18 protein-coding genes are annotated in these 19,489 nt (G+C 71.2%); 13 read left to right on the top strand and 5 right to left on the bottom strand.

The window, feature by feature from the left end; translation table 11 throughout:
• The first annotated feature begins 118 nt into the window (after positions 1-118).
• The 4 genes from gndA to JWS13_RS06315 all read left to right on the top strand — a co-directional run bounded on the left by gndA (position 119) and on the right by JWS13_RS06315 (position 5,439).
• The gene (gene gndA / locus JWS13_RS06300; RefSeq protein ID WP_206005005.1) at positions 119-1,570 is read left to right on the top strand and encodes an NADP-dependent phosphogluconate dehydrogenase; all 1,452 of its coding nucleotides are present in this window, start codon (positions 119-121) and stop codon (positions 1,568-1,570) included.
• Positions 1,571-1,717: 147 nt separating this feature from the next.
• The gene (locus JWS13_RS06305) at positions 1,718-3,115 is read left to right on the top strand and encodes a DEAD/DEAH box helicase (RefSeq protein WP_206005006.1); all 1,398 of its coding nucleotides are present in this window, start codon (positions 1,718-1,720) and stop codon (positions 3,113-3,115) included.
• Between the two features lie 5 nt (positions 3,116-3,120).
• Complete coding sequence (locus tag JWS13_RS06310; protein ID WP_206005007.1) at positions 3,121-3,999, top strand: DMT family transporter; 879 nt, start codon at positions 3,121-3,123, stop codon at positions 3,997-3,999.
• Positions 4,000-4,002: 3 nt separating this feature from the next.
• Positions 4,003-5,439, top strand: a complete 1,437-nt coding sequence (locus JWS13_RS06315) for a GuaB1 family IMP dehydrogenase-related protein (protein WP_206005008.1) — start codon at positions 4,003-4,005, stop codon at positions 5,437-5,439.
• Positions 5,440-5,510: 71 nt separating this feature from the next.
• Here JWS13_RS06315 and JWS13_RS06320 read toward each other — a convergent pair whose 3' ends face one another.
• Positions 5,511-5,753 carry a hypothetical protein gene (locus tag JWS13_RS06320; protein WP_241032123.1) on the bottom strand — a complete coding sequence of 81 codons (243 nt, stop codon included), beginning with the start codon at positions 5,751-5,753 and terminating at the stop codon, positions 5,511-5,513.
• Here JWS13_RS06320 and JWS13_RS06325 point away from each other — a divergent pair.
• From JWS13_RS06325 to JWS13_RS06335, 3 genes are read left to right on the top strand one after another with little or no spacing between them, the layout of a single operon-like run.
• A complete protein-coding gene (locus JWS13_RS06325; RefSeq protein WP_206005009.1) occupies positions 5,746-7,116 on the top strand; it encodes a hemolysin family protein in 1,371 nt (456 codons plus the stop codon). The two genes, JWS13_RS06320 and JWS13_RS06325, sit on opposite strands and share 8 nt — an antisense overlap.
• The gene (locus JWS13_RS06330) at positions 7,109-8,197 is read left to right on the top strand and encodes a hemolysin family protein (protein WP_124390955.1); all 1,089 of its coding nucleotides are present in this window, start codon (positions 7,109-7,111) and stop codon (positions 8,195-8,197) included. Before JWS13_RS06325 ends, JWS13_RS06330 begins: the two co-directional genes overlap by 8 nt.
• A gap of 4 nt (positions 8,198-8,201) precedes the next feature.
• Positions 8,202-9,062 (top strand): 3-methyladenine DNA glycosylase, encoded by an 861-nt coding sequence (locus JWS13_RS06335; protein ID WP_206005010.1) that lies wholly within the window; start codon positions 8,202-8,204, stop codon positions 9,060-9,062.
• A gap of 79 nt (positions 9,063-9,141) precedes the next feature.
• On the opposite strand, the gene JWS13_RS06340 is transcribed toward JWS13_RS06335, so the two are convergent.
• A complete protein-coding gene (locus JWS13_RS06340) occupies positions 9,142-9,771 on the bottom strand; it encodes a maleylpyruvate isomerase family mycothiol-dependent enzyme (protein ID WP_206005011.1) in 630 nt (209 codons plus the stop codon).
• 90 nt (positions 9,772-9,861) lie between these two features.
• Here JWS13_RS06340 and JWS13_RS06345 point away from each other — a divergent pair, with 90 nt between their 5' ends.
• Positions 9,862-10,329, top strand: a complete 468-nt coding sequence (locus tag JWS13_RS06345) for an OsmC family protein (protein ID WP_206005012.1) — start codon at positions 9,862-9,864, stop codon at positions 10,327-10,329.
• Positions 10,326-11,357: a nucleoside hydrolase gene (locus tag JWS13_RS06350; protein WP_206005013.1), complete on the top strand. Its 1,032-nt coding sequence runs from the start codon at positions 10,326-10,328 to the stop codon at positions 11,355-11,357. Before JWS13_RS06345 ends, JWS13_RS06350 begins: the two co-directional genes overlap by 4 nt.
• Here JWS13_RS06350 and meaB read toward each other — a convergent pair.
• Genes meaB through JWS13_RS06365 form a run of 3 tightly spaced genes read right to left on the bottom strand, consistent with a single transcriptional unit; the run spans position 11,346 to position 16,556 of the window.
• Positions 11,346-12,350 carry a methylmalonyl Co-A mutase-associated GTPase MeaB gene (gene meaB / locus JWS13_RS06355; protein ID WP_087561288.1) on the bottom strand — a complete coding sequence of 335 codons (1,005 nt, stop codon included), beginning with the start codon at positions 12,348-12,350 and terminating at the stop codon, positions 11,346-11,348. The two genes, JWS13_RS06350 and meaB, sit on opposite strands and share 12 nt — an antisense overlap.
• Before the next feature lies 1 nt (position 12,351).
• Entirely contained in the window at positions 12,352-14,643 is a 2,292-nt protein-coding gene (scpA, locus tag JWS13_RS06360; protein ID WP_206005014.1) for a methylmalonyl-CoA mutase, read from the bottom strand.
• Entirely contained in the window at positions 14,640-16,556 is a 1,917-nt protein-coding gene (locus JWS13_RS06365) for a methylmalonyl-CoA mutase family protein (RefSeq protein WP_206005015.1), read from the bottom strand. The genes scpA and JWS13_RS06365 overlap by 4 nt, the downstream gene beginning before the upstream one ends.
• A 117-nt stretch (positions 16,557-16,673) precedes the next feature.
• Between JWS13_RS06365 and JWS13_RS06370 the strand changes: the two genes are divergently transcribed.
• From JWS13_RS06370 to JWS13_RS06385, 4 genes are read left to right on the top strand one after another with little or no spacing between them, the layout of a single operon-like run.
• Positions 16,674-17,492: a PaaI family thioesterase gene (locus JWS13_RS06370; RefSeq protein WP_206005016.1), complete on the top strand. Its 819-nt coding sequence runs from the start codon at positions 16,674-16,676 to the stop codon at positions 17,490-17,492.
• A gap of 49 nt (positions 17,493-17,541) precedes the next feature.
• Complete coding sequence (locus JWS13_RS06375; protein WP_259375210.1) at positions 17,542-18,252, top strand: TVP38/TMEM64 family protein; 711 nt, start codon at positions 17,542-17,544, stop codon at positions 18,250-18,252.
• 59 nt (positions 18,253-18,311) lie between these two features.
• Positions 18,312-18,893 carry a hypothetical protein gene (locus tag JWS13_RS06380; RefSeq protein ID WP_206005017.1) on the top strand — a complete coding sequence of 194 codons (582 nt, stop codon included), beginning with the start codon at positions 18,312-18,314 and terminating at the stop codon, positions 18,891-18,893.
• Positions 18,890-19,417 carry a hypothetical protein gene (locus JWS13_RS06385; protein WP_206005018.1) on the top strand — a complete coding sequence of 176 codons (528 nt, stop codon included), beginning with the start codon at positions 18,890-18,892 and terminating at the stop codon, positions 19,415-19,417. The genes JWS13_RS06380 and JWS13_RS06385 overlap by 4 nt, the downstream gene beginning before the upstream one ends.
• Positions 19,418-19,489 lie beyond the last annotated feature (72 nt).

Consider the following 19,489-nt stretch of genomic DNA (forward strand, 5'->3'; position numbering starts at 1 on the left):
GACACGAAGGCCGGCCGTCGCATGTGCGACGGCCGGCCTTCGTGTGTTTGGCTTAGCCGGTCGAGCTTTTCGTAGCCGCCGATTTCACTACCGCCGAGCGAGAGGGAATGCTGTATCCATGACTATCGACAACACTGAGGGTGCCCGCGCGCAGATCGGCGTCACAGGCCTGGCCGTCATGGGCTCGAACATCGCCCGCAACTTCGCCCGGCACGGTCACACGGTCGCACTGCACAACCGCAGCATCGCCAAGACCGACGCCCTCATCGAAGAGCACGGCAGCGAGGGCGATTTCGTCCGCACGGAAACCATCGAGGAGTTCGTGGCAGCGCTGCAGAAGCCGCGCCGCGTGCTGATCATGGTCAAGGCCGGCGACCCCACCGACGCCGTCATCGAGGAACTCGCCTCGGCGATGGAGCCCGGTGACATCATCATCGACGGCGGCAACGCCCTGTACACGGACACGATCCGCCGCGAGGCGTCCCTCCGGGACCGTGGCCTGCACTTCGTCGGCGCCGGCATCTCCGGCGGCGAGGAGGGCGCACTGAACGGCCCGTCGATCATGCCGGGCGGACCGAAGGAGTCCTACCAGGCGCTCGGCCCGCTGCTCGAGTCGATCGCCGCCCAGGTCGACGGCACCCCCTGCTGCACGCACATCGGCCCCGACGGGTCCGGGCACTTCGTGAAGATGGTCCACAATGGCATCGAGTACGCCGACATGCAGCTCATCGGCGAGGCGTACAACCTGTTCCGCGACGCCCTCGGCTACGACGCCGACCAGGTCGCCGACGTGTTCACCGAATGGAACGCGGGCGACCTCGAAAGCTACCTCGTCGAGATCACCGCCGAGGTGCTGCGGCAGAAGGACGCGAAGACCGGCAAGGCCCTCGTGGACGTGATCGTCGACGCCGCCGAGCAGAAGGGCACCGGCCGCTGGACCGTCAAGTCCGCCCTCGACCTCGGTGTCCCCGTCACCGGCATCGCCGAGGCCGTGTTCGCCCGCGCCCTGTCCGGTGCCCGCGAGCAGCGCAAGGCCGCGGTCGGTCTGGCCTCCGGCCGGCTGGCCGACAAGCCCGCCGACGCCGCCCAGTTCACCGAGGACATCCGGCAGGCCCTGTACGCGTCGAAGGTCGTGGCGTACGCGCAGGGATTCGACCAGATCGCGGCGGGCAGCGCCGAATACGACTGGGACCTGCACCCCGCCGACCTGGCGACGATCTGGCGTGGCGGCTGCATCATCCGCGCGCGGTTCCTCAACCGCATCAAGGACGCGTACGACGAGAACCCGAAGCTGCCGAGCCTGATCCTGGCCCCGTACTTCCGGGACGCCATCGAGACGGCCATCGACAGCTGGCGCCGCGTGGTGTCCACCGCCACCCTGCTGGGGATTCCGGTGCCGGCGTTCGCGTCGTCGCTGTCCTACTACGACGCCCTGCGCGCCGAGCGGCTGCCCGCCGCCCTGACGCAGGGGCAGCGGGACTTCTTCGGCGCCCACACCTACGAGCGGGTCGACGCCGAGGGCAAGTTCCACACCCTCTGGAGCGGTGACCGCAGCGAAGTGCAGGCCTGACCCTCCCCGATCGACCGTCCCCGGCCGTGGCGTACCGCAGGTACGTCACGGCCGGGCCGCGCCGTGGGCAGACCACGGCCGAGCCGCGCCGTGGGACCACGGCCGAGCGGTCGGATGCCCCGCCGCGGAGGCGGTAGCCTTCTGGATATGCCCGAAGACGAGTTCGCCTCGCCCGCACCGGTGGGTGAGACGTTCCTCGCGCTCGGTCTCCCCGCGGTGATGACCCACGCCCTCGCCCGCGGCGGCATCGCCGCCCCGTTCCCGATCCAGGCGGCCACCATCCCCGACGTCCTCGCCGGCCGGGACGTGCTGGGCCGGGCACCGACCGGGTCCGGGAAGACCCTCGCGTTCGGGTTGCCGATGCTCGTGCGGCTCAAGGGCTCCGCCAGCAGGCGCGGGTACCCGCGCGGCATCGTGCTGGTGCCCACCCGCGAACTGGCGCTGCAGATCGAGCGTGCACTGGACGAACCGGCCCTGTCGGTGGGGCTGCGGGTGGCGAACGTCGTCGGCGGCGTTCCGATCAAACGGCAGGTCGAGACGTTGTCGCGGGGTGTCGACCTGCTGATCGCGACGCCGGGGCGCCTCGCCGACCACCTGGCGCAGGGCTCGGTGTCCCTGGACGACGTGACGGTGCTGGCGCTCGACGAGGCCGACCATATGGCGGATCTGGGGTTCCTGCCGCAGGTCACGGCGATCCTCGACAAGACCCCTGCCGGCGGGCAGCGGCTGCTGTTCTCGGCGACCCTCGACGGGGAGGTCGACACCCTCGTCCGCCGGTACCTGCACGACCCGGTGACGCATTCGACGGCGCCGGCCGCGGCGGCGGTGCCGACGATGCGGCACCACCTGCTGTACGTCGACCGGCAGGACAAGTATTCGGTTGTGGCACATATCGGTTCACGACCGGGCCGGACGCTGATGTTCGTGCGCACCAAGTACGGCGTGGACCGGGTGGCGCAGGAACTGCACGCCGCCGGCGTCGCGGCCGGGGCCCTGCACGGCGGCAAGGCCCAGAACAACCGCACCCGCACCCTGGCGTCGTTCGCCGACGGCAGCACCCCGGTCCTGGTGGCCACCGACGTGGCGGCCCGCGGCATCCACGTGGACGGCATCACCCTCGTCGTGCACGTCGATCCGCCCACCGAGGCCAAGGACTACCTGCACCGGGCGGGGCGCACCGCCCGTGCGGGCGAGTCCGGTGTGGTGGTCACCCTCGTCACCGAGGACGAGCGGGACGCGGTGGAGAAGCTGACCCGCAAGGCCGGTCTCGACATCACCGGCACCCCGGTGCGGCCGGGTGACCGGGTGCTGACCGAGCTCACCGGGGCCCGCCGCCCCACCGGGAAGGCGGTCGCCGCACCGGACACCCGGGCGCCGGCGCAGGACACCCCGAAGAAGGGCAGGCAGGCGCACGACCCCGCGGGTCGCGCCGCCCGTCGCGGCAGGCCCGGCGACAGCGGAGCGGCCCGGTCGGGTGCCCGCCGCGGCCGGAAACCCGGACCTGCGTCAACTCCCCACGGACACCGCAACCGCGGGGCACACTGAGAGGCATGTCCCTGCCGTTCGCGTCGGTCGTGTGCGCGCTGGTCGCGGCGCTGTTGTTCGCGTGCGCGTCGGTCGCGCAGCAGAGTGCGGCGTCCGAGGTCCCCGAGGACGCCGCGTTCCTGTCCACCCTGCTGCGCAGTCCCCGCTGGTGGGCCGGCATCGTCGGCGACGGCGGCGGCTACGTGATGCAGGCGGTGGCGCTGGCGCTGGGGTCGGTGCTCGTGGTGCAGCCGCTGCTGGTCACCGCGCTGCTGTTCGCGTTGCCGCTGTCGGCGAAATTTTCCGGGTACCGGCTCAGTCGCGCCACGTGGGCTCTCGCCGTCGCGCTGGCCGTCGCGCTCGCGATCTTCCTGGTGATCGGCGACCCCACCGAGGGCAACATCGACGCCCCGTTCCGGGAGTGGGTGGTGCCCCTCGGCATCCTGCTCGCCGTGGTGGCGGTCGCGGCCGCGACGGGAATGACGAAGATCGACCCCGGGTGGCGGGCCCTGCTGCTCGGCGGGGCGGGCGGCATCCTCTACGGGGTGGCGGTCGCATTCACCAAGTACGTCGTCGAACTCGTCCCCCGCGGGTTGTGGGCGGTCCTGAGCAGCTGGCAGGCGTGGGCGCTGGTCGCCGCCGGGCTGGCCGGGGTGTATCTGCAGCAACGCGGCTTCCAGGTGGGGCCGCTGTCCGCGTCGCTGCCCGCGCTGACCATCGCCGAACCGCTCGCCGCCGTGTTCCTCGGCATGACCGTCCTCGACGAACGCCTCCGGGTCGAAGGCCCCGGACTCGTGGTGGTCGGCTGCTCGGTCGCGGTGATGCTGGTGGCCACGATCGGACTGTCCAGGTCGCAGGCCCAGCGGACATCCGACACCGCCGCAATTTCCCCGGTATCGTCCTGAAATGTGCAGTTCCTCGACGGGCATCGCCCTCCCTATGACCTGACGTACGACGACGTGTTCCTGGTGCCGAACCGCACCGAGGTCACGTCGCGATTCGACGTCGACCTGGCCACCGCGGACGGTTCGGGCACCACCATCCCGATCGTCGTCGCCAACATGACGGCGGTGTCCGGGCGCCGCATGGCCGAAACCGTCGCCCGCCGTGGCGGTCTGGTGGTCCTCCCGCAGGACCTTCCCGCCCGCGCCGTCGCGGAGACCGTGGCCTTCGTCAAGAGCAGGCACCTGGTCGCCGACACCCCGGTCACCCTCGGCCCCGACGCGGCCGTGTCCGACGCGCTGGCGCTGCTGCCGAAGCGGGCGCACGGCGCCGTCGTCGTCGTCGAGGACGGCCGCCCCGTCGGTGTCGTCACCGAAGCCTCCTGTGCGGACGTCGACCGGTTCGCGCGACTGCGCGCGGTGGCGCTGACCGACTTCGTCACCGCCCCCGTCTCGGCGTCGCCGCGGGAGGTGTTCGAACTACTGGACGGCACGCACGACGCCCTCGCCGTGATCGTGCACCCGGACGGCACCCTCGCCGGTGTCCTCACCCGCACAGGCGCCATCCGGGACGGCATCTACCAGCCCGCCGTCGACGGCAACGGGAAGCTGCGGGTGGCCGCGGCCGTCGGCGTCAACGGCGACGTCGCCGCGAAGGCGCGCGCCCTCGTCGACGCCGGGGCCGACCTGCTGGTCGTCGACACCGCGCACGGTCACCAGCAGAAGATGATCGACGTCCTCGGCGCACTGAAGAAGGCCGATCTCGGGGTGCCGCTGGTCGCCGGCAACGTCGTGTCCGCCGCAGGCACCCGGGACCTGATCGACGCGGGCGCCGACATCGTGAAGGTCGGGGTCGGGCCGGGTGCGATGTGCACCACCCGCATGATGACCGGGGTCGGCAGGCCGCAGTTCTCCGCCGTCGAGGAATGCGCCGCGCAGGCCCGCGCGATGGGTGCGCACGTGTGGGCGGACGGAGGCGTCCGTCACCCCCGCGACGTGGCGCTCGCCCTGGCCGCGGGCGCGTCGAACGTGATGATCGGGTCGTGGTTCGCCGGCACCTACGAGTCGCCCGGCGACCTGCGCGTGGACCAGTCCGGCAACGCGTACAAGGAGAGCTTCGGGATGGCCTCCAAGCGTGCGGTGGCGGCGCGGACCGCCACGGACACCGCGTTCGACCGGGCCCGGAAAGGGTTGTTCGAGGAGGGTATTTCGAGTTCCCGGATGCGCCTGGACCCGGAACGTCCCGGCGTCGAGGACCTGATCGACCACATCTGTTCCGGGGTGCGCAGCACCTGCACGTACGCGGGCGCGCGGACGTTGGCGGAACTGCACGAGCGGGCCGTTCTCGGTGTGCAGTCGGCCGCGGGGTTCGCCGAGGGCCGCCCGCTGCCTGCCGGCTGGTGACGACGGCATCCTGATGTGCCGGTGGGTGTCCTGTTCCACGGAACCGGACATCCCCCGGTATCATGGGTCGCTCAACCACACCAGTTCTCGGCGCCGGACCCGTCCGGGCCGTCGAGGCCGAACGAGAGGACTCCGGTGCCCGCGGCACCCACATACGCAGCAAGCGCTCCACCCGCCGTCTCCGGGAGTGTCGTCCCCTCCTGCCCCGTGGAATCGGACTCCGATTCCGCCGGTTCGGAGGGCTCCTCTATCGAGCCGGGTGACAAACCCGGCGACCCCCGTTCCTCCGCTCGGCGGCGATGACCCATGGACATCGCGCTCAGCATTCTCGCTCTGCTCGGCTTTCTCGCCCTGACCGCGGGTACCGCGTTGTTCGTGGCGGCCGAGTTCTCTCTCACCGCCCTCGAACGCAGCACCGTCGACGCGCACGCCCGCACCGGTGACCGGCGGGCCCGGCAGGTGCAGCACGCCCACCGCACCCTGTCGTTCCAGCTGTCGGGGGCGCAGCTCGGCATCACGATCACCACGCTGATCACCGGCTACCTGTCCGAACCGGTCCTCGCCCGCTTCATCACCCCGGTGCTGTCCGCGATCGGACTCAGCGAATCCGCCGCCGCGGCAACGTCTCTGGTGATCGCCCTGATCCTCGCGACGTCGTTCTCGATGGTGTTCGGCGAGCTCGTGCCGAAGAACCTCGCCATCGCTCACCCCCTGCCCACGGCGCGGGCGACGGCCGGCATGCAGGCCGCGTTCTCGCTGATCTTCAAATGGGCCATCAACGGGCTCAACGGAAGCGCGAACTGGCTGGTGCGACGCCTCGGCATCGAGCCGGCCGAGGAGTTGCGTTCCGCGCGGTCCCCGCAGGAACTCGGTTCGCTCGTGCGGACGTCCGCGCAGCGCGGCGCCATCGACAAGGGCACCGCACTGCTGGTCAACCGCTCGCTGCGGTTCGGCGAACGCACCGCGGAGGAGCTGATGACCCCGCGCGTGAAGATCGAGACCCTGTCCACCACGGACACGGTGGCCGATCTGATCGACACCGCCGCCCGCACCGGCTTCTCCCGCTTCCCCGTCGTCGACGGCGACCTGGACGACGCCGTCGGCATCGTCCACATCAAGCACGCGTTCGCGGTGACCGCGCAACGCCGCCGCACCACCCGCCTCAACACGCTGGCCCAGAAGGTGCCGGTGGTGCCGTCCAGCCTGGACGGCGACACCCTGATGGAACGGATCCGGTCCGACGGCATGCAGGTCGCGTTCGTCGTCGACGAATACGGCGGCACCGCCGGGATGGTCACGATGGAGGACCTGATCGAGGAAATCGTCGGCGACGTCCGCGACGAGCACGACGAACCGGAGATCGACGTCCAGCGGATCGGCGACGGCTGGTCCTGCTCCGGGCTGCTGCGCGTCGACGAGATCTCCGAGACCACCGGTTACACCGCTCCCGAGGGGGAATACGAAACCCTCGGCGGTCTCGTGCTCACCGAACTCGGGCGGATCCCCGACGAGGGCGACGAGGTGCAACTCCCGTTGTACGAGGGGGCGCACGACCCCGGCGGCCGGTGGGTGGCCACCGTGACCCACATGGACGGCAGGCGCATCGACCGGGTGCTGCTCACCCCGAAACCCGACGAGACCACCGACACCGGCAGCGAGGAGGACGACGATGAGTGACCTTTTCGGTGTGCTGCTCACGTTCGTGCTGCTCGCCGGCAACGCCTTCTTCGTCGGCGCCGAGTTCGCGCTGATCTCGGCCCGCCGCGACCGGCTCGAGGCCCTCGAATCGCAGGGCAAGAAACGCGCCCGCACCGTGATCCTCGCGGGCGAGAACCTGTCGCTGATGCTGGCCGCCGCGCAACTCGGCATCACCATCTGCTCGATCCTGCTCGGCAAGGTCGCCGAACCGGCGATCGCGCATCTCCTCGAGGTCCCGCTGCACGCGGTCGGGCTGCCCGCCGGACTGCTGCACCCGATCGCGTTCACGATCGCGCTGGCACTGGTCGTGGTGCTGCACATCCTGCTCGGTGAGATGGTGCCGAAGAACATCGCATTGGCGGGCCCGGAGCGGACGGCGATGCTGCTGGTCCCGGTGCACCTGCTGTTCATCAAGCTGGCCCGGCCCCTGATCTCGTTCTACAACCTGTGCGCCAACCTGACGCTCCGGATGCTGCGGGTGGAGCCGAAGGACGAACTCGACGTCACCGTGTCGGCGGTGGAACTGTCCGAGATGATCGGCGAATCCCGTTCCGAGGGACTGATCGACGCGGAGGAACACCGCCGGCTCACCCAGGCGCTGGAGACCACGGACCGCACGGTCACCGAGGTGATGATCCCGCTGAGCGAGGCGCGGACCATCCCGCTGACGGAGGGCGGCACCCGGCTCGGCGCCATCGAGCAGGCCGTCGTCGAGACCGGCTACTCCCGGTACCCGGTGCGCGCCGAGGACGGGTCGCTGGTCGGGTATCTGCACCTGAAGGACGTGCTCGACGACATCCTCGACGAGGAGGCCGGACCCGACACCCTGATTCCGCGGTCGGACATCCGCCCGCTGCCGCGGATGTCGACCACCACCCCGCTCGCGGAGGCACTGGCCAGTCTGCGCCGCGCCAGTTCCCACCTGGGGGCTGCGGCGGACCCGTCGGGGCAGATCGTCGGCATCGTCGCCCTCGAGGACCTCGTCGAGGAATACGTGGGCACCGTCCGCGACGGCACCCACCGCAACAACGGCGTCAATCCGGGACAGCGAACGAGCTGATCGGATGAACGTTCTGGACGCGTCGGAATGGATCCCTCGCCGCGACCGGCACCGGGCGAGGGTGTGCGCGCTGATCGGGCCGCACGTGGAGCGGCGCGACCGCGGGGAGAGCCACCCGGTGAACGACTTCCTGTTCACCTATTACAGCTACCGGCCGAACCAGCTGCTGCGCTGGCACGCCGGGTGGGGCACCGTCCTCGCCGGCGGGGACGAGTACGCCGAACTCCGCGGGTATCACCGCACCGACGCCGGGGTCACCGTCGACCCGGAGTTCCTGCGGCGCCGCGCGGACACGGTCGCCTTCACCGCACGACTGATGGAGGCGACCACCGCGCGGCCCACGCACCTGTCCTGCTTCGGCCTGCACGAGTGGGCGATGGTCTACCGGTCCGAGGAGGTGCGGCACGACGGCGTACCGCTGCGGCTCGGGGCGGGCGGCACCGACTCCGTGGTGGAGTCGCTGCAACTGCGCTGCACCCACTACGACGCGTACCGCTTCTTCACCCCGGCCGCCGAACCGCGGAACAGTGTGCCGCTGACCCGGGCCGACCAGCTGGGGCGAGAGCAGCCCGGGTGCCTGCACGCGTCCATGGATCTGTACAAGTTCTGCTACAAGCTGGCGCCGATGATCGACTCGGACCTGACCGTCGACTGCTTCGAACTGGCGCTCGCCGCACGGGAACTCGACATGCGGGCCAGCCCGTACGACCTCAGCGGGTACGGCTACACCCCGATCCCGATCGAGACCCCGCACGGCCGCGCCGAATACGTCCGGGAGCAGGCGGCGCTGGCCGCCCGCGCCGCCCCGCTGCGGGCCGCGTTGCACGACCGGTGCCGCCGGTTGCTCGCCGCCGTGGGGCCGTGACTCCCCCGCTGCCTCACCGCGCACGGCAACCTGGTGACGGCCCGGCCCCGGGGCGGCGACGCCCCCGCCTGGCCCGGGCTCAGCCCGTCGCCGTGAACCGTGCGCTCGGTTCCCCGCTCAGATGCCCCGGCGGCAACCGGCGACCGCACAGCACGAGGAGCAGGTCCTGGGCGGAACCGCGCAGCGGCGCACCCGCACCGAAGGTCCAGGTCCGATCGTCCGCGGTCAACTGCACGCCCGTCAGGTCGACGCCGAAGTACTTCACGTGCTTCGGGCCGACGCCGCCGAGGACCCGGTCGAGGCGGTCGTCCGGGACCCGCCTGCCCAGGCCGAGCGCGACAGACACGTCGAGACCGTGGATCACGTCGTGCGACAGTGCCCCCTCGAAGCCGCCGCCCGGCGGCTTCCACGGGTGCGTGACGTTCTCCTCCAGTGTGCGCAGCAGCGCGTCGGCGGTCAGGGTCCGAGCGTCCTCGCGGGCCTGCGCGTCCGACATCCGGTTGAACTTGCCGCGCGCCTTCACCATCTTCAGCAGGATCCGCGGCGTCGACAGGCGGTACGGCATGGTGATGTGCGCGATCACCTCCCGGGTGCGCCACCCCGCGCACAGCGACGGCGCGTCCCATTGCTCCGGCGTCAGTCCCGCCAGCATCGACGCCAGGTCGCGCCGCTCCCCTGCGACCCAGTCCGGGGCCGTGTCCCGTGCCATGTCCGTCTCCTCCGGTCGCCGTGTGATGCTCTACGTGAACAGACCGTGCCCGCCCGCGAAACTCATCGCGCGGCCGTGAAGAATGGCCGGGTGAGCACACACGACTACACGCTGACGGTCACCTGGACCGGCAACCGCGGCGCGGGGACGTCGGGCCCGGACACCTACGACCGGGACCACGTGATCGCGGCGGCCGGGAAACCGGATCTGCCGGGCAGCGCGGACCCGTCGTTCCGCGGCGACACCGCCCGCTGGAATCCGGAGGAACTCCTCGTCGCGTCGCTGTCCCAGTGCCACATGCTCTGGTATCTGGGCCTGGCCGCCGCGGCCGGCGTGGTCGTCGTCGACTACCGGGACGACCCGACGGGCACGATGGTCGAACACCCGGACGGCGCAGGCGAATTCACCGAGGTGGTGCTGCATCCCACGGTGACCGTCGCGGAGGCGGCGATGACCGCGCGCGCCGAGTCGCTGCACGCCCGGGCGCACGCGAAGTGCTTCATCGCCCGGTCGGTCGCGTTCCCCGTGCACCACCGCCCGACGGTGGTGACGGCGTGAGCAGGCAGCGGCTGATCGTCGACGTCGACACCGGAATCGACGACTCCCTCGCCCTGCTGTATCTGCTGGCCAGCCCGGAGGCGGAGATCGCGGGCATCGCCAGCACCGCGGGCAACGTGCCCGTCGAGCAGGTCGCGGCCAACAACCTGAACTGGCTCGAACTGTGCGGGGCACCGGACGTCGAGGTGGCGCTCGGCGCCCGGGTGCCGCTGGCCTGCCCGCTGCGCACCACCGAGGACACGCACGGCCCGCAGGGCATCGGGTACGCCGTCCTCCCTGCGTCCGGGCGGTCGCTGTCCGAGCGGGACGCGACCACCCTGTGGGTGGACCTGGTCCGGGACGCTCCCGGGGAGCTGACGGGGCTGGTGACCGGGCCGCTGACGAACCTGGCCCTCGCGATCCGCGAGGAACCGGAACTGCCCCGGCTGCTGCGGCGCCTGGTCGTGATGGGCGGGGCGTTCAACCACCCCGGCAACACCACCCCCACCAGCGAATGGAACGTGTCGGTGGATCCGGAGGCGGCCAAGGAAGTGTTCGACGCCTTCTCCGGTCTCCCCGAGGGCAGGCGGCCCATCCTGTGCGGGCTGGACGTCACCGAGACGATCGAGATGACACCGGACCACGTGCGGCGGCTGGCAGAGGCGGCCGGCAGCACCCCCGGCGAGATCATCTCCCCCGACGACGGCCCGCAGGTGCGCTCGACCGCGAGCAACGCGGTGATCCGGCACCTGTCCGACGCCATCCGGTTCTACATGGACTTCCACCGCACCCACGATCAGGGATTTCTCGCACACATGCACGACCCGTTCGCGGCGGCCGTGGCGCTGAACCCGGCGATCGCACGGACCCGGCCCGCGACCGTCGACGTCGAACTGCACGGCCGGCTCACCCGCGGCACCACGGTCGCCGACTGGGTGGGCCACTGGAACCGGGAACCCAACGTCGACGTCGCGGTGAGCACCGACCCGGCCGCGTTCTTCGACGATCTCGTCGACCGGGTCGGGCGCTTCGCGAAATCAGTCGGCTGAGGAGTCCGTACCGTCGAACGCGTCGAGGATCTCGGCGGCGGCCAGCGCCGCCGTCAGGGACCCGTCCCGCACCCGCTGTTCGACGTCGCCGCGGATCGCCTTGACCCTCGTGTTCGACGCGAGGCGGCGCAGCAGCTGGTCGTTGACCATCGTCCACGTCCAGTCCACCTGCTGGCGGCGCCGGTTCTCCTCGAACTGACCGGCCGCGGTCAGCACCTCACGGTGCTTGCAGACGGTGTTCCAGAAGTCCTCGAGACCGACACCCTCGAGACCGCTCATCGTGATCACCGGCGGCGTCCAGACGGCGTCGTGCGGGTAGATCAGGCGCAGCGCCCCGGCGAGTTCCCGGGCCGCGCCCTTCGCCTCCCGCTCGTGCTTGCCGTCCGCCTTGTTCACGGCGACGAGGTCGGCGAGTTCGAGGACACCCTTCTTGATGCCCTGCAACTGGTCGCCGGTGCGGGCCAGGGTGAGGAAGCAGAAGCAGTCCACCATGTTCGCGACCGTCACCTCGGACTGCCCGACACCGACCGTCTCGACGAGGATCACGTCGAAACCGGCCGCCTCGAGCAGCACGATCGTCTCGCGGGTCGCCTTCGCGACCCCGCCGAGGGTCCCCGACGTCGGGGACGGCCGGATGTAGGCGTCCTTCTCGACGGTCAGCCGCGCCATCCGCGTCTTGTCGCCCAGGATCGACCCGCCGGTGCGCGTCGACGACGGGTCGACGGCCAGGACCGCCACCCGGTGCCCCTGCCCGATCAGGTGCATCCCGAGCGCGTCGATGAACGTGGACTTCCCGACGCCGGGCACCCCGGTGATCCCGACCCGGTGCGCCTTCCCCGACTCCGGCAGCAGTTCGAGCAGCAGCCGCTGCGCCGCCTCCCGGTGATCGGTGCGGGTGGACTCGACCAGGGTGATGGCCTTCGCCAGGCCGGCGCGCTGATTGGCGCGCACGGCCTGGGCGAGGGCATCGATGTCGACTGGAGGGCGCCCCATGCTATTCCGGGGTGCCCGTCAGGTCGTGGCCGAGCTGCGCGGCCAGCTTCTCGAGCAGACCGCTGGCGGCGTCGGCGATGACCGTCCCCGGCGGGAAGATCGCCGCGGCACCGGCCTCGTACAGTTCGGCGAAGTCGCCGGGCGGGATGACGCCACCGACCACGATCATGATGTCGGGGCGTCCCACCGCCGCGAGTGCTTCCCGGAGCGCAGGCACCAGCGTGAGGTGACCTGCGGCCAGCGACGACACACCGACCACGTGGACGTCGTTGTCGGCCGCCTGGTTGGCGACCTCCTCCGGGGTCTGGAACAGCGGTCCGACGTCCACGTCGAATCCGATGTCCGCGAAGGCCGTGGCGATCACCTTCTGGCCGCGGTCGTGACCGTCCTGCCCCATCTTCGCGATGAGGACACGGGGACGCCGGCCCTCCTCTTCCGCGAACTTCTCGACGAGTTCGGTTGCCTTGTTGATGTTGTCGACCTTCCCGGCCTCGTCCCGGTACACCCCGCTGATGGTGCGGATCTCGGCCTGGTGACGCCCGTACACCTTCTCCAGCGCCTCGGAGATCTCCCCGACCGTGGCCTTCGCCCGGGCCGCGTCGATCGCCAACGCCAGCAGGTTGTTCTCCATCGAGACACCACCCGTCGCTGCGCTCGCCCCTGCCTCGGTGGCCGCGGCGGCGCGGCTCAGTTCGGCGAGCGCCGCCTCGACGGCTCCCGAGTCGCGGTCGGCGCGCAGCCGGTCCAGCTTCTCGAGCTGTTCCTTGCGGACCCGCGAGTTCTCGACCTTGAGGACCTCGATCTCGTCGGCCTCGTCCGGCACGTACTTGTTGACGCCGATCAGCGGCTGCCGACCGGAGTCGATCCGAGCCTGGGTGCGGGCCGCGGCCTCCTCGATGCGCAGCTTCGGGATGCCCTCGCTGATCGCCTGCGCCATGCCGCCGGCCTCTTCGACCTCGGCGATGTGCGCACGCGCCCGGTTCGCCAGCTGGTGGGTGAGCCACTCGACGTAATGCGAACCGCCCCAGGGGTCGATGGGACGGACGGTCCCCGACTCCTGCTGCAGCAGCAACTGGGTGTTGCGGGCGATGCGGGCGGAGAAGTCCGTCGGCAGGGCGAGGGCCTCGTCGAGCGCGTTGGTGTGCAGCGACTGGGTGTGCCCCTGCGTCGCCGCCATCGCCTCGACGCACGTGCGGGCCACGTTGTTGTACACGTCCTGCGCGGTCAGCGACCAGCCCGACGTCTGCGAGTGGGTGCGCAGCGACAACGATTTCGCGGACTTCGGTTCGAACTTCGCGACCAGTTCACTCCACAGCAGGCGGCCGGCGCGGAGCTTCGCGACCTCCATGAAGAAGTTCATGCCGATCGCCCAGAAGAACGACAGCCGCGGCGCGAACTTGTCGATCTCCATGCCGGCGTCGAGGCCGGCGCGGATGTATTCGACACCGTCGGCGAGGGTGTACGCCAACTCCAGGTCGGCCGTGGCTCCGGCCTCCTGGATGTGGTAGCCGGAGATGGAGATGGAGTTGAACTTCGGCATCTTCGCGCTGGTGTACGCGAAGATGTCGGAGATGATCCGCATCGACGGCTTCGGCGGGTAGATGTAGGTGTTGCGGACCATGAACTCCTTCAGAATGTCGTTCTGAATGGTTCCGGCCAGCTGCTCCGGGGCGACACCCTGCTCCTCGGCGGCCACGACGTACAGCGCGAGGATCGGCAGCACCGCACCGTTCATGGTCATCGAGACGCTGACACTGTCGAGCGGGATGTGGTCGAACAGCTGACGCATGTCCAGGATCGAGTCGATCGCCACCCCGGCCATGCCGACGTCGCCCTGCACCCGAGGGTGGTCGGAGTCGTAGCCGCGGTGCGTGGCCAGGTCGAACGCCACCGACAGACCCTTCTGCCCGGCCGCGAGGTTGCGGCGGTAGAAGGCGTTGGATTCGGCGGCGGTGGAGAAGCCCGCGTACTGGCGGATCGTCCACGGCTGGTTCACGTACATGGTGGGGTACGGCCCGCGCACGAACGGTGCGGCGCCCGGGAAGCTGCCGAGCGGGTAGCCCTCGGCCTCGGCGGTGTCCCGGTCGGACTTGGTGTAGACCGGTTTGACGTCGATGCCCTCGGGGGTGGACCACACCACCTGTTCCGGGCTGTAGTGGTTCGCCGCCGCGGCGGACGCGATCAGCTCGTCCGTCTGCTCCGGCGTCGGAGCGGACGGCTGCGGAGACTGCGGATCCTCCAGTGGCACTTCGGCGAAGCTGCCGATCGCGTGCTTGACCTCGCGAGTAGTCACTTCTTGCTCCCTGTGTCGCCCGAGGAGTCGCTCGGGCTCTCGATGGTGTCGAGCAGGCCGGACAGGACCGAGACTGCGTCGATGCGGGCGGTGACGAATCCGTCGGGCCGGGCGGCGCCGTCCGCGTCGGCGACGACCTTCTCCGGGCCGGCGAGCAGCACGGTGCCGATTCCGGCGGCGCGCAGTTCCTCCACCGCGGCCGTGGCCTCGGCGGCGTACCGCTTGTCGGTGCCGCAGATCACGGCGATCCCGGCGCCGGAATCCTTCGCGGCGGCGGCGATGCTGCCGTCACCGATCGCGAGGGGTCCGGGGTTGAGGGCCTCGATGCCGCCCGACGCCAGCAGGTTCGCGCTGAACGTGGTCCGCACGTTGTGCTCGGCGACGGGTCCGAGGGGGGCCAGGAAAACGGTGGGTCGCGCACCGTGGGCCGCCAGGTAGGCGTCGGAGCGGTCCCGCAGCGCCTCGAACGCGGCGGCGTACCGGGCGACGCGGCCCGTGTCCGCGGCGCCCGCGGGCAGCGGGGCCTCGCCGAGGTTCGGGAACTCGTTGACCCCGGTGACCGTGGTCTTGCGGTGCGCGATGTCCGAATCACGTTGCGCACGCGTGGAAGCGATGCGTTCGCCGATCAGGCCGGCGTCGAGTGCGGCGAGGTAACCGCCCGCCGCCTCGATCTGCTGGAAGAACTCCCACGCCTTGGCCGCGACCTGCTGGGTGAGGTCCTCGACGTACCAGGACCCGGCCGCGGGATCGAGCACCCGGCCGAGGTGCGACTCCTCGAGCAACAGCAGCTGGGTGTTGCGGGCGATGCGCGCGGCGAAGGTCTTCGACACCCCCAGCGCCCCGGCGGGCAGCGCGGAGTCGAACGGGAGCACCGTGACGGCGTCCGCGCCGCCGACACCGGCACCGAACGCGGCGAGGGTGGTGCGGAGCATGTTCACCCACGGGTCGCGCTGCGCCATCATGGCGGCGGAGGTGACGGCGTGCTGCGGGGCGCCACCGAAGTCGGAGGCGCCGCACACCTGGGCGATCCGCGCCCACACCAGCCGCGCGGCACGGAACTTGGCGATGGTCTGGAACTGGTCGTCGGTGGCCGAGAACCGGAAGCCGAGCTGCCCGAGCGCCTGCCCGATGGTCAGTCCGCTCGCGGTGAGCACCCGCAGGTACTCGAGACCCGCCGCGATCGACGCGCCGAGTTCCTCGGCGTCGGAGGCGCCGGCGTCGTGGAATGCGGTGCCGTCCACGGCAATCGCCCGCACGCTCTCGGACCGGGCCGCGGACTCGGTGGCGAGGGTCACCGCGTCGCCGAGTTCCACGTCGGCGGTGCCGGCGAACGCGCTCGTGAGCGGTGCGGCCCCGAGGTCGACGCGGACCGCGGTGCGGTCGGTGACCCCGTCCCCGGCGGCGGCACGCGCGTCGAGCAGCGCGAACAGCGCCCGCGCCGCGAGCGGTGCGTCGGTGCCGGCGTCGAGGGTCAGCGGGGCCAGGTCGAGGAGCACACCGTCGAGGGCCGTCTCCAGGGACCGGACGGGAAGGTCGGCGCCGCCGACGGCGAGCCACAGGGCGCTGACACCGTTCTCCAGGGAGTCCAGGACGGAGCGGTTGACGTCCGCTGCCTCCGCGCCGTCACCGAAGCGGGCGCTGACCAGCCAGCCGGCGTTGACGTCGCGGGTGGCGTCGGCGCCGCGCACGTAAGGGAAGGTGCCGGGCAGGGGCTGCTCCGGGCGCTCGTCGCGGGGGCTGTAGAGCGGTGCGACGGTGACACCGTCATAGGTGACGGTCTCGAGGAGCTTCTGGGGTTCCGGACCGAGTTCCGCGGCGTCGATCCGACGCGACTTCGCGAGGACTCCGGCCACGGAGTGCTGCCAGTCGGCGTACGCCCGCGCAGCTTCCTCGGTTTCTGAAGCTAGTGACACGGTGTCGGCTTCCTCTCCCTGATGAGCGATCGATCAATACGTTGTGTGACTGTGATGCTAGCCGCAGATCGGCGCCCCCTATCGTGAGGATCACCACACGATGAATAACCTCAGGTCATGAGCATTGCGCACGAACCGGCGGTGACCGGTCGCACGAACACCCAGCGGCTGTTCGGGCTCGGTGCGCCGACCCGGGACGTCGACGACCGCGGCGAACCACTCAATCGTATGAGCATGGACATCTCCGCGCTCGCCGCGAAGACCACCGACATCTCCTACGGCGGCGTCCTCGCCGTGCTGCTCGACGACCTCCTCGGATTCACCGTGTGGGACCGGCGCGGAACACGCGACGGCCTGGTCACGGCCGAGCTGTCGATGGACGTCGTCACGCCGCGGCGGTGGCGGGGCCCGACGCTGCGGGCGGAGAGCCGGCTCCTCACGGTCACCGCCGACGGCGGCACGTCCACCGCCCAGGTCCACGATGCGGCCGGGACCCTGATCGCCACCGGCACCCTGTGGGGCAACTTCGTGGACCTGCCTGCGCCGGTGCCGGACGGTGCCGCCCTGCCCGACTTCCCGGAACCGGGGGTCGCGCCGCTCGACTGGATCGGCGGGCGGATCGAGGACGACGGTGCGCGGGTGGTGGTGCCGGCGAACCCGCTGATCGCGAACAAACTCGGGTTCGTGCACGGCGGCGTCCAGGCCTGCGCGGCGGACCTCGCGGCGAGCGCGGCCCTGAGCAGGCAGGGCGCGGACATGGACACCGCGTCCGTGCGGATCAACTATTTCCGCCCGGTTCCCCTGGACTGCGACACGACGTTCACCGCGGACGTGATCCGGGCGGGCCGCGCGGTGGCGACGACCCGGGTGGCCGGGACGTCGGGCGGGCGGGTCTGCGTCGAGGCGACGGTGACCGGGCGCCGCCGCCTGCCCTGACCGGCGCTCGCGGCGCCCCGCACCGCTCTCCCGGGTAGCCTGGTGCCCTGTGAAGAGACGCCTCGGGGACCGCAGGGTGATCGGCGTCGCAGTACTGGCAGTCGCGCTGGTCGTCGTGGCGCTGCTGGCCCCGCATCCGTCCGTGCTGCAGGTGCGGGAATGGGCGCACTCCGTCGGTCCGGCGTTCCCCCTCGTCTTCTTCGCCGTGCACGCGGTGGTGACGGTGTTCCCGTTCCCCCGCACGGTGTTCACGCTCAGCGCCGGATTGCTGTTCGGCGCATGGCTGGGCATCGCGATCGCGGTGCTGGCGTCGACTCTGAGCGCCGTGCTCGCCCTCTACCTGGTGCGTGCCGTGGGCCGGGACGTGGTGTGGCAGCGCATCTCCAACCCGACGATCCGGCGGGTGGACGAGCGGATCGCCCGGCGCGGCTGGCTCGCCGTCGGGTCGCTGCGGCTGATCGCGTTCGTCCCGTTCTCGGTGGTGAACTACTGCGCCGGCGTGTCCTCGATCCGGCTGGTCCCGTACGTGCTGGCCACGGTGATCGGCGTGCTGCCGGGAACCGTCGGCATCGTCGTGCTCGGCGACGCCCTCACCGGGGAGACGAAGCCGGGACTCCTGGCGCTGTCCGCGGTGTGCATCGCCCTCGGCATCGCCGGGCTGGTGGTGGATTCCCGGCGGCCGCTGGACGGGTCCGGCGACGCGGTGCCGGAACCGGCCGTCGACCGCCCCGCCGAGGACGAGTCAATCCCGCAGCCTTGAACTATTGAAGTCAAGCTTTGAGTCTTGACATCGAGATATCCAGTTTCTAACCTTGACCCATGTTCGTGTTGACGGTCGACCAGCGCGGCAGTCGCCGCGACATCGACCGTGTCGCCCAACTCCTCACCGAATTCGCGCACCGCGACCTCGTCCGCCCCTTCCAGCGGACCGCCGGCGACGAGGTCCAGGCCGTCGTCGCGGACCCGGCGACCGTCGTCGACCTCGCCCTCGACCTCGTCGCACGCGAACACTGGAGCATCGGCATCGGCGCCGGACCCGTCGAGGAACCCCTCCCCGCCGAGACCCGGGCCGGTCGCGGCCCCGCGTTCGAATCCGCGCGGGTCGCCGTCGACCGCGCCAAGAGCGCCCCCGGCCGGGTGGCCGTCGAGGGTTCCGACCCGGACGGCGCCGCCGACGCGGACACCGCGCTCGCCCTCGTCGCGGTCCTCGTCGCCCGCCGCACCGAGGAGGGCCGCGAGGCCGTCGAGCAGATGCGCCGCGGCGCCACCCAGACCGAGGCGGCCCGCGCGCTGGGCATCAGCAAGCAGGCCGTCTCCCAACGACTCTCCACCGCGGGCTGGCACGTCGAGACCGCGGGACGACGACTGGCCGAACGACTCCTACGCAAGGCGGACACGTGACGACCCTCGCCCTCCTCGCCCTCGGCGTCGCCGCGCTCGCACCCCTGGTGCTCGCCGCGCCCCGCGGGCCCCGCTGGATGTCGCAGTGGGCGGCGCCGATCGTGGTCGTGCTCGCCCTGGCCGTCGCGGCGGTCGCCGCGTCCGCCGCCGCACCGGTCACAGGGTTCGCCCTCGCCGCGACCCTCGTCCTGTGCGTCGCGGCCGCGATCACCGGCGGGGCGCCCCTCGTGCTGGCCGCGTTCCGCATCGCGCGCCGCCAGCCCGACGCCGGATCCGACCCGCGACCCGACGCCGGGCCGCTGCGCGGCGGACGGATCATCGGCCTCCTCGAGCGTGCCGCCGTCGCCGTCTCGATCCTCGCCGCCTGGCCGGAGGGCATCGCCGTCGTCCTGGCGGTCAAGGGACTGGCCCGCTACCCCGAACTGCGCGAACCGCACGCGTCGGAACAATTCATCATCGGCACGTTCACCAGCGTGCTCTGGGCGATCGCGGTGTGCGGAACGGGACGCGCCCTCATCACGTAACCCCTCCACGTCCGGAAACATTCACCCCGGGGGTGCGTGAGACCAGCCCTGGGGGTGCTGGGTTCCCGCCTC

The organism is Rhodococcus pseudokoreensis (genome assembly GCF_017068395.1).
Lineage (GTDB): Bacteria > Actinomycetota > Actinomycetes > Mycobacteriales > Mycobacteriaceae > Rhodococcus_F > Rhodococcus_F pseudokoreensis.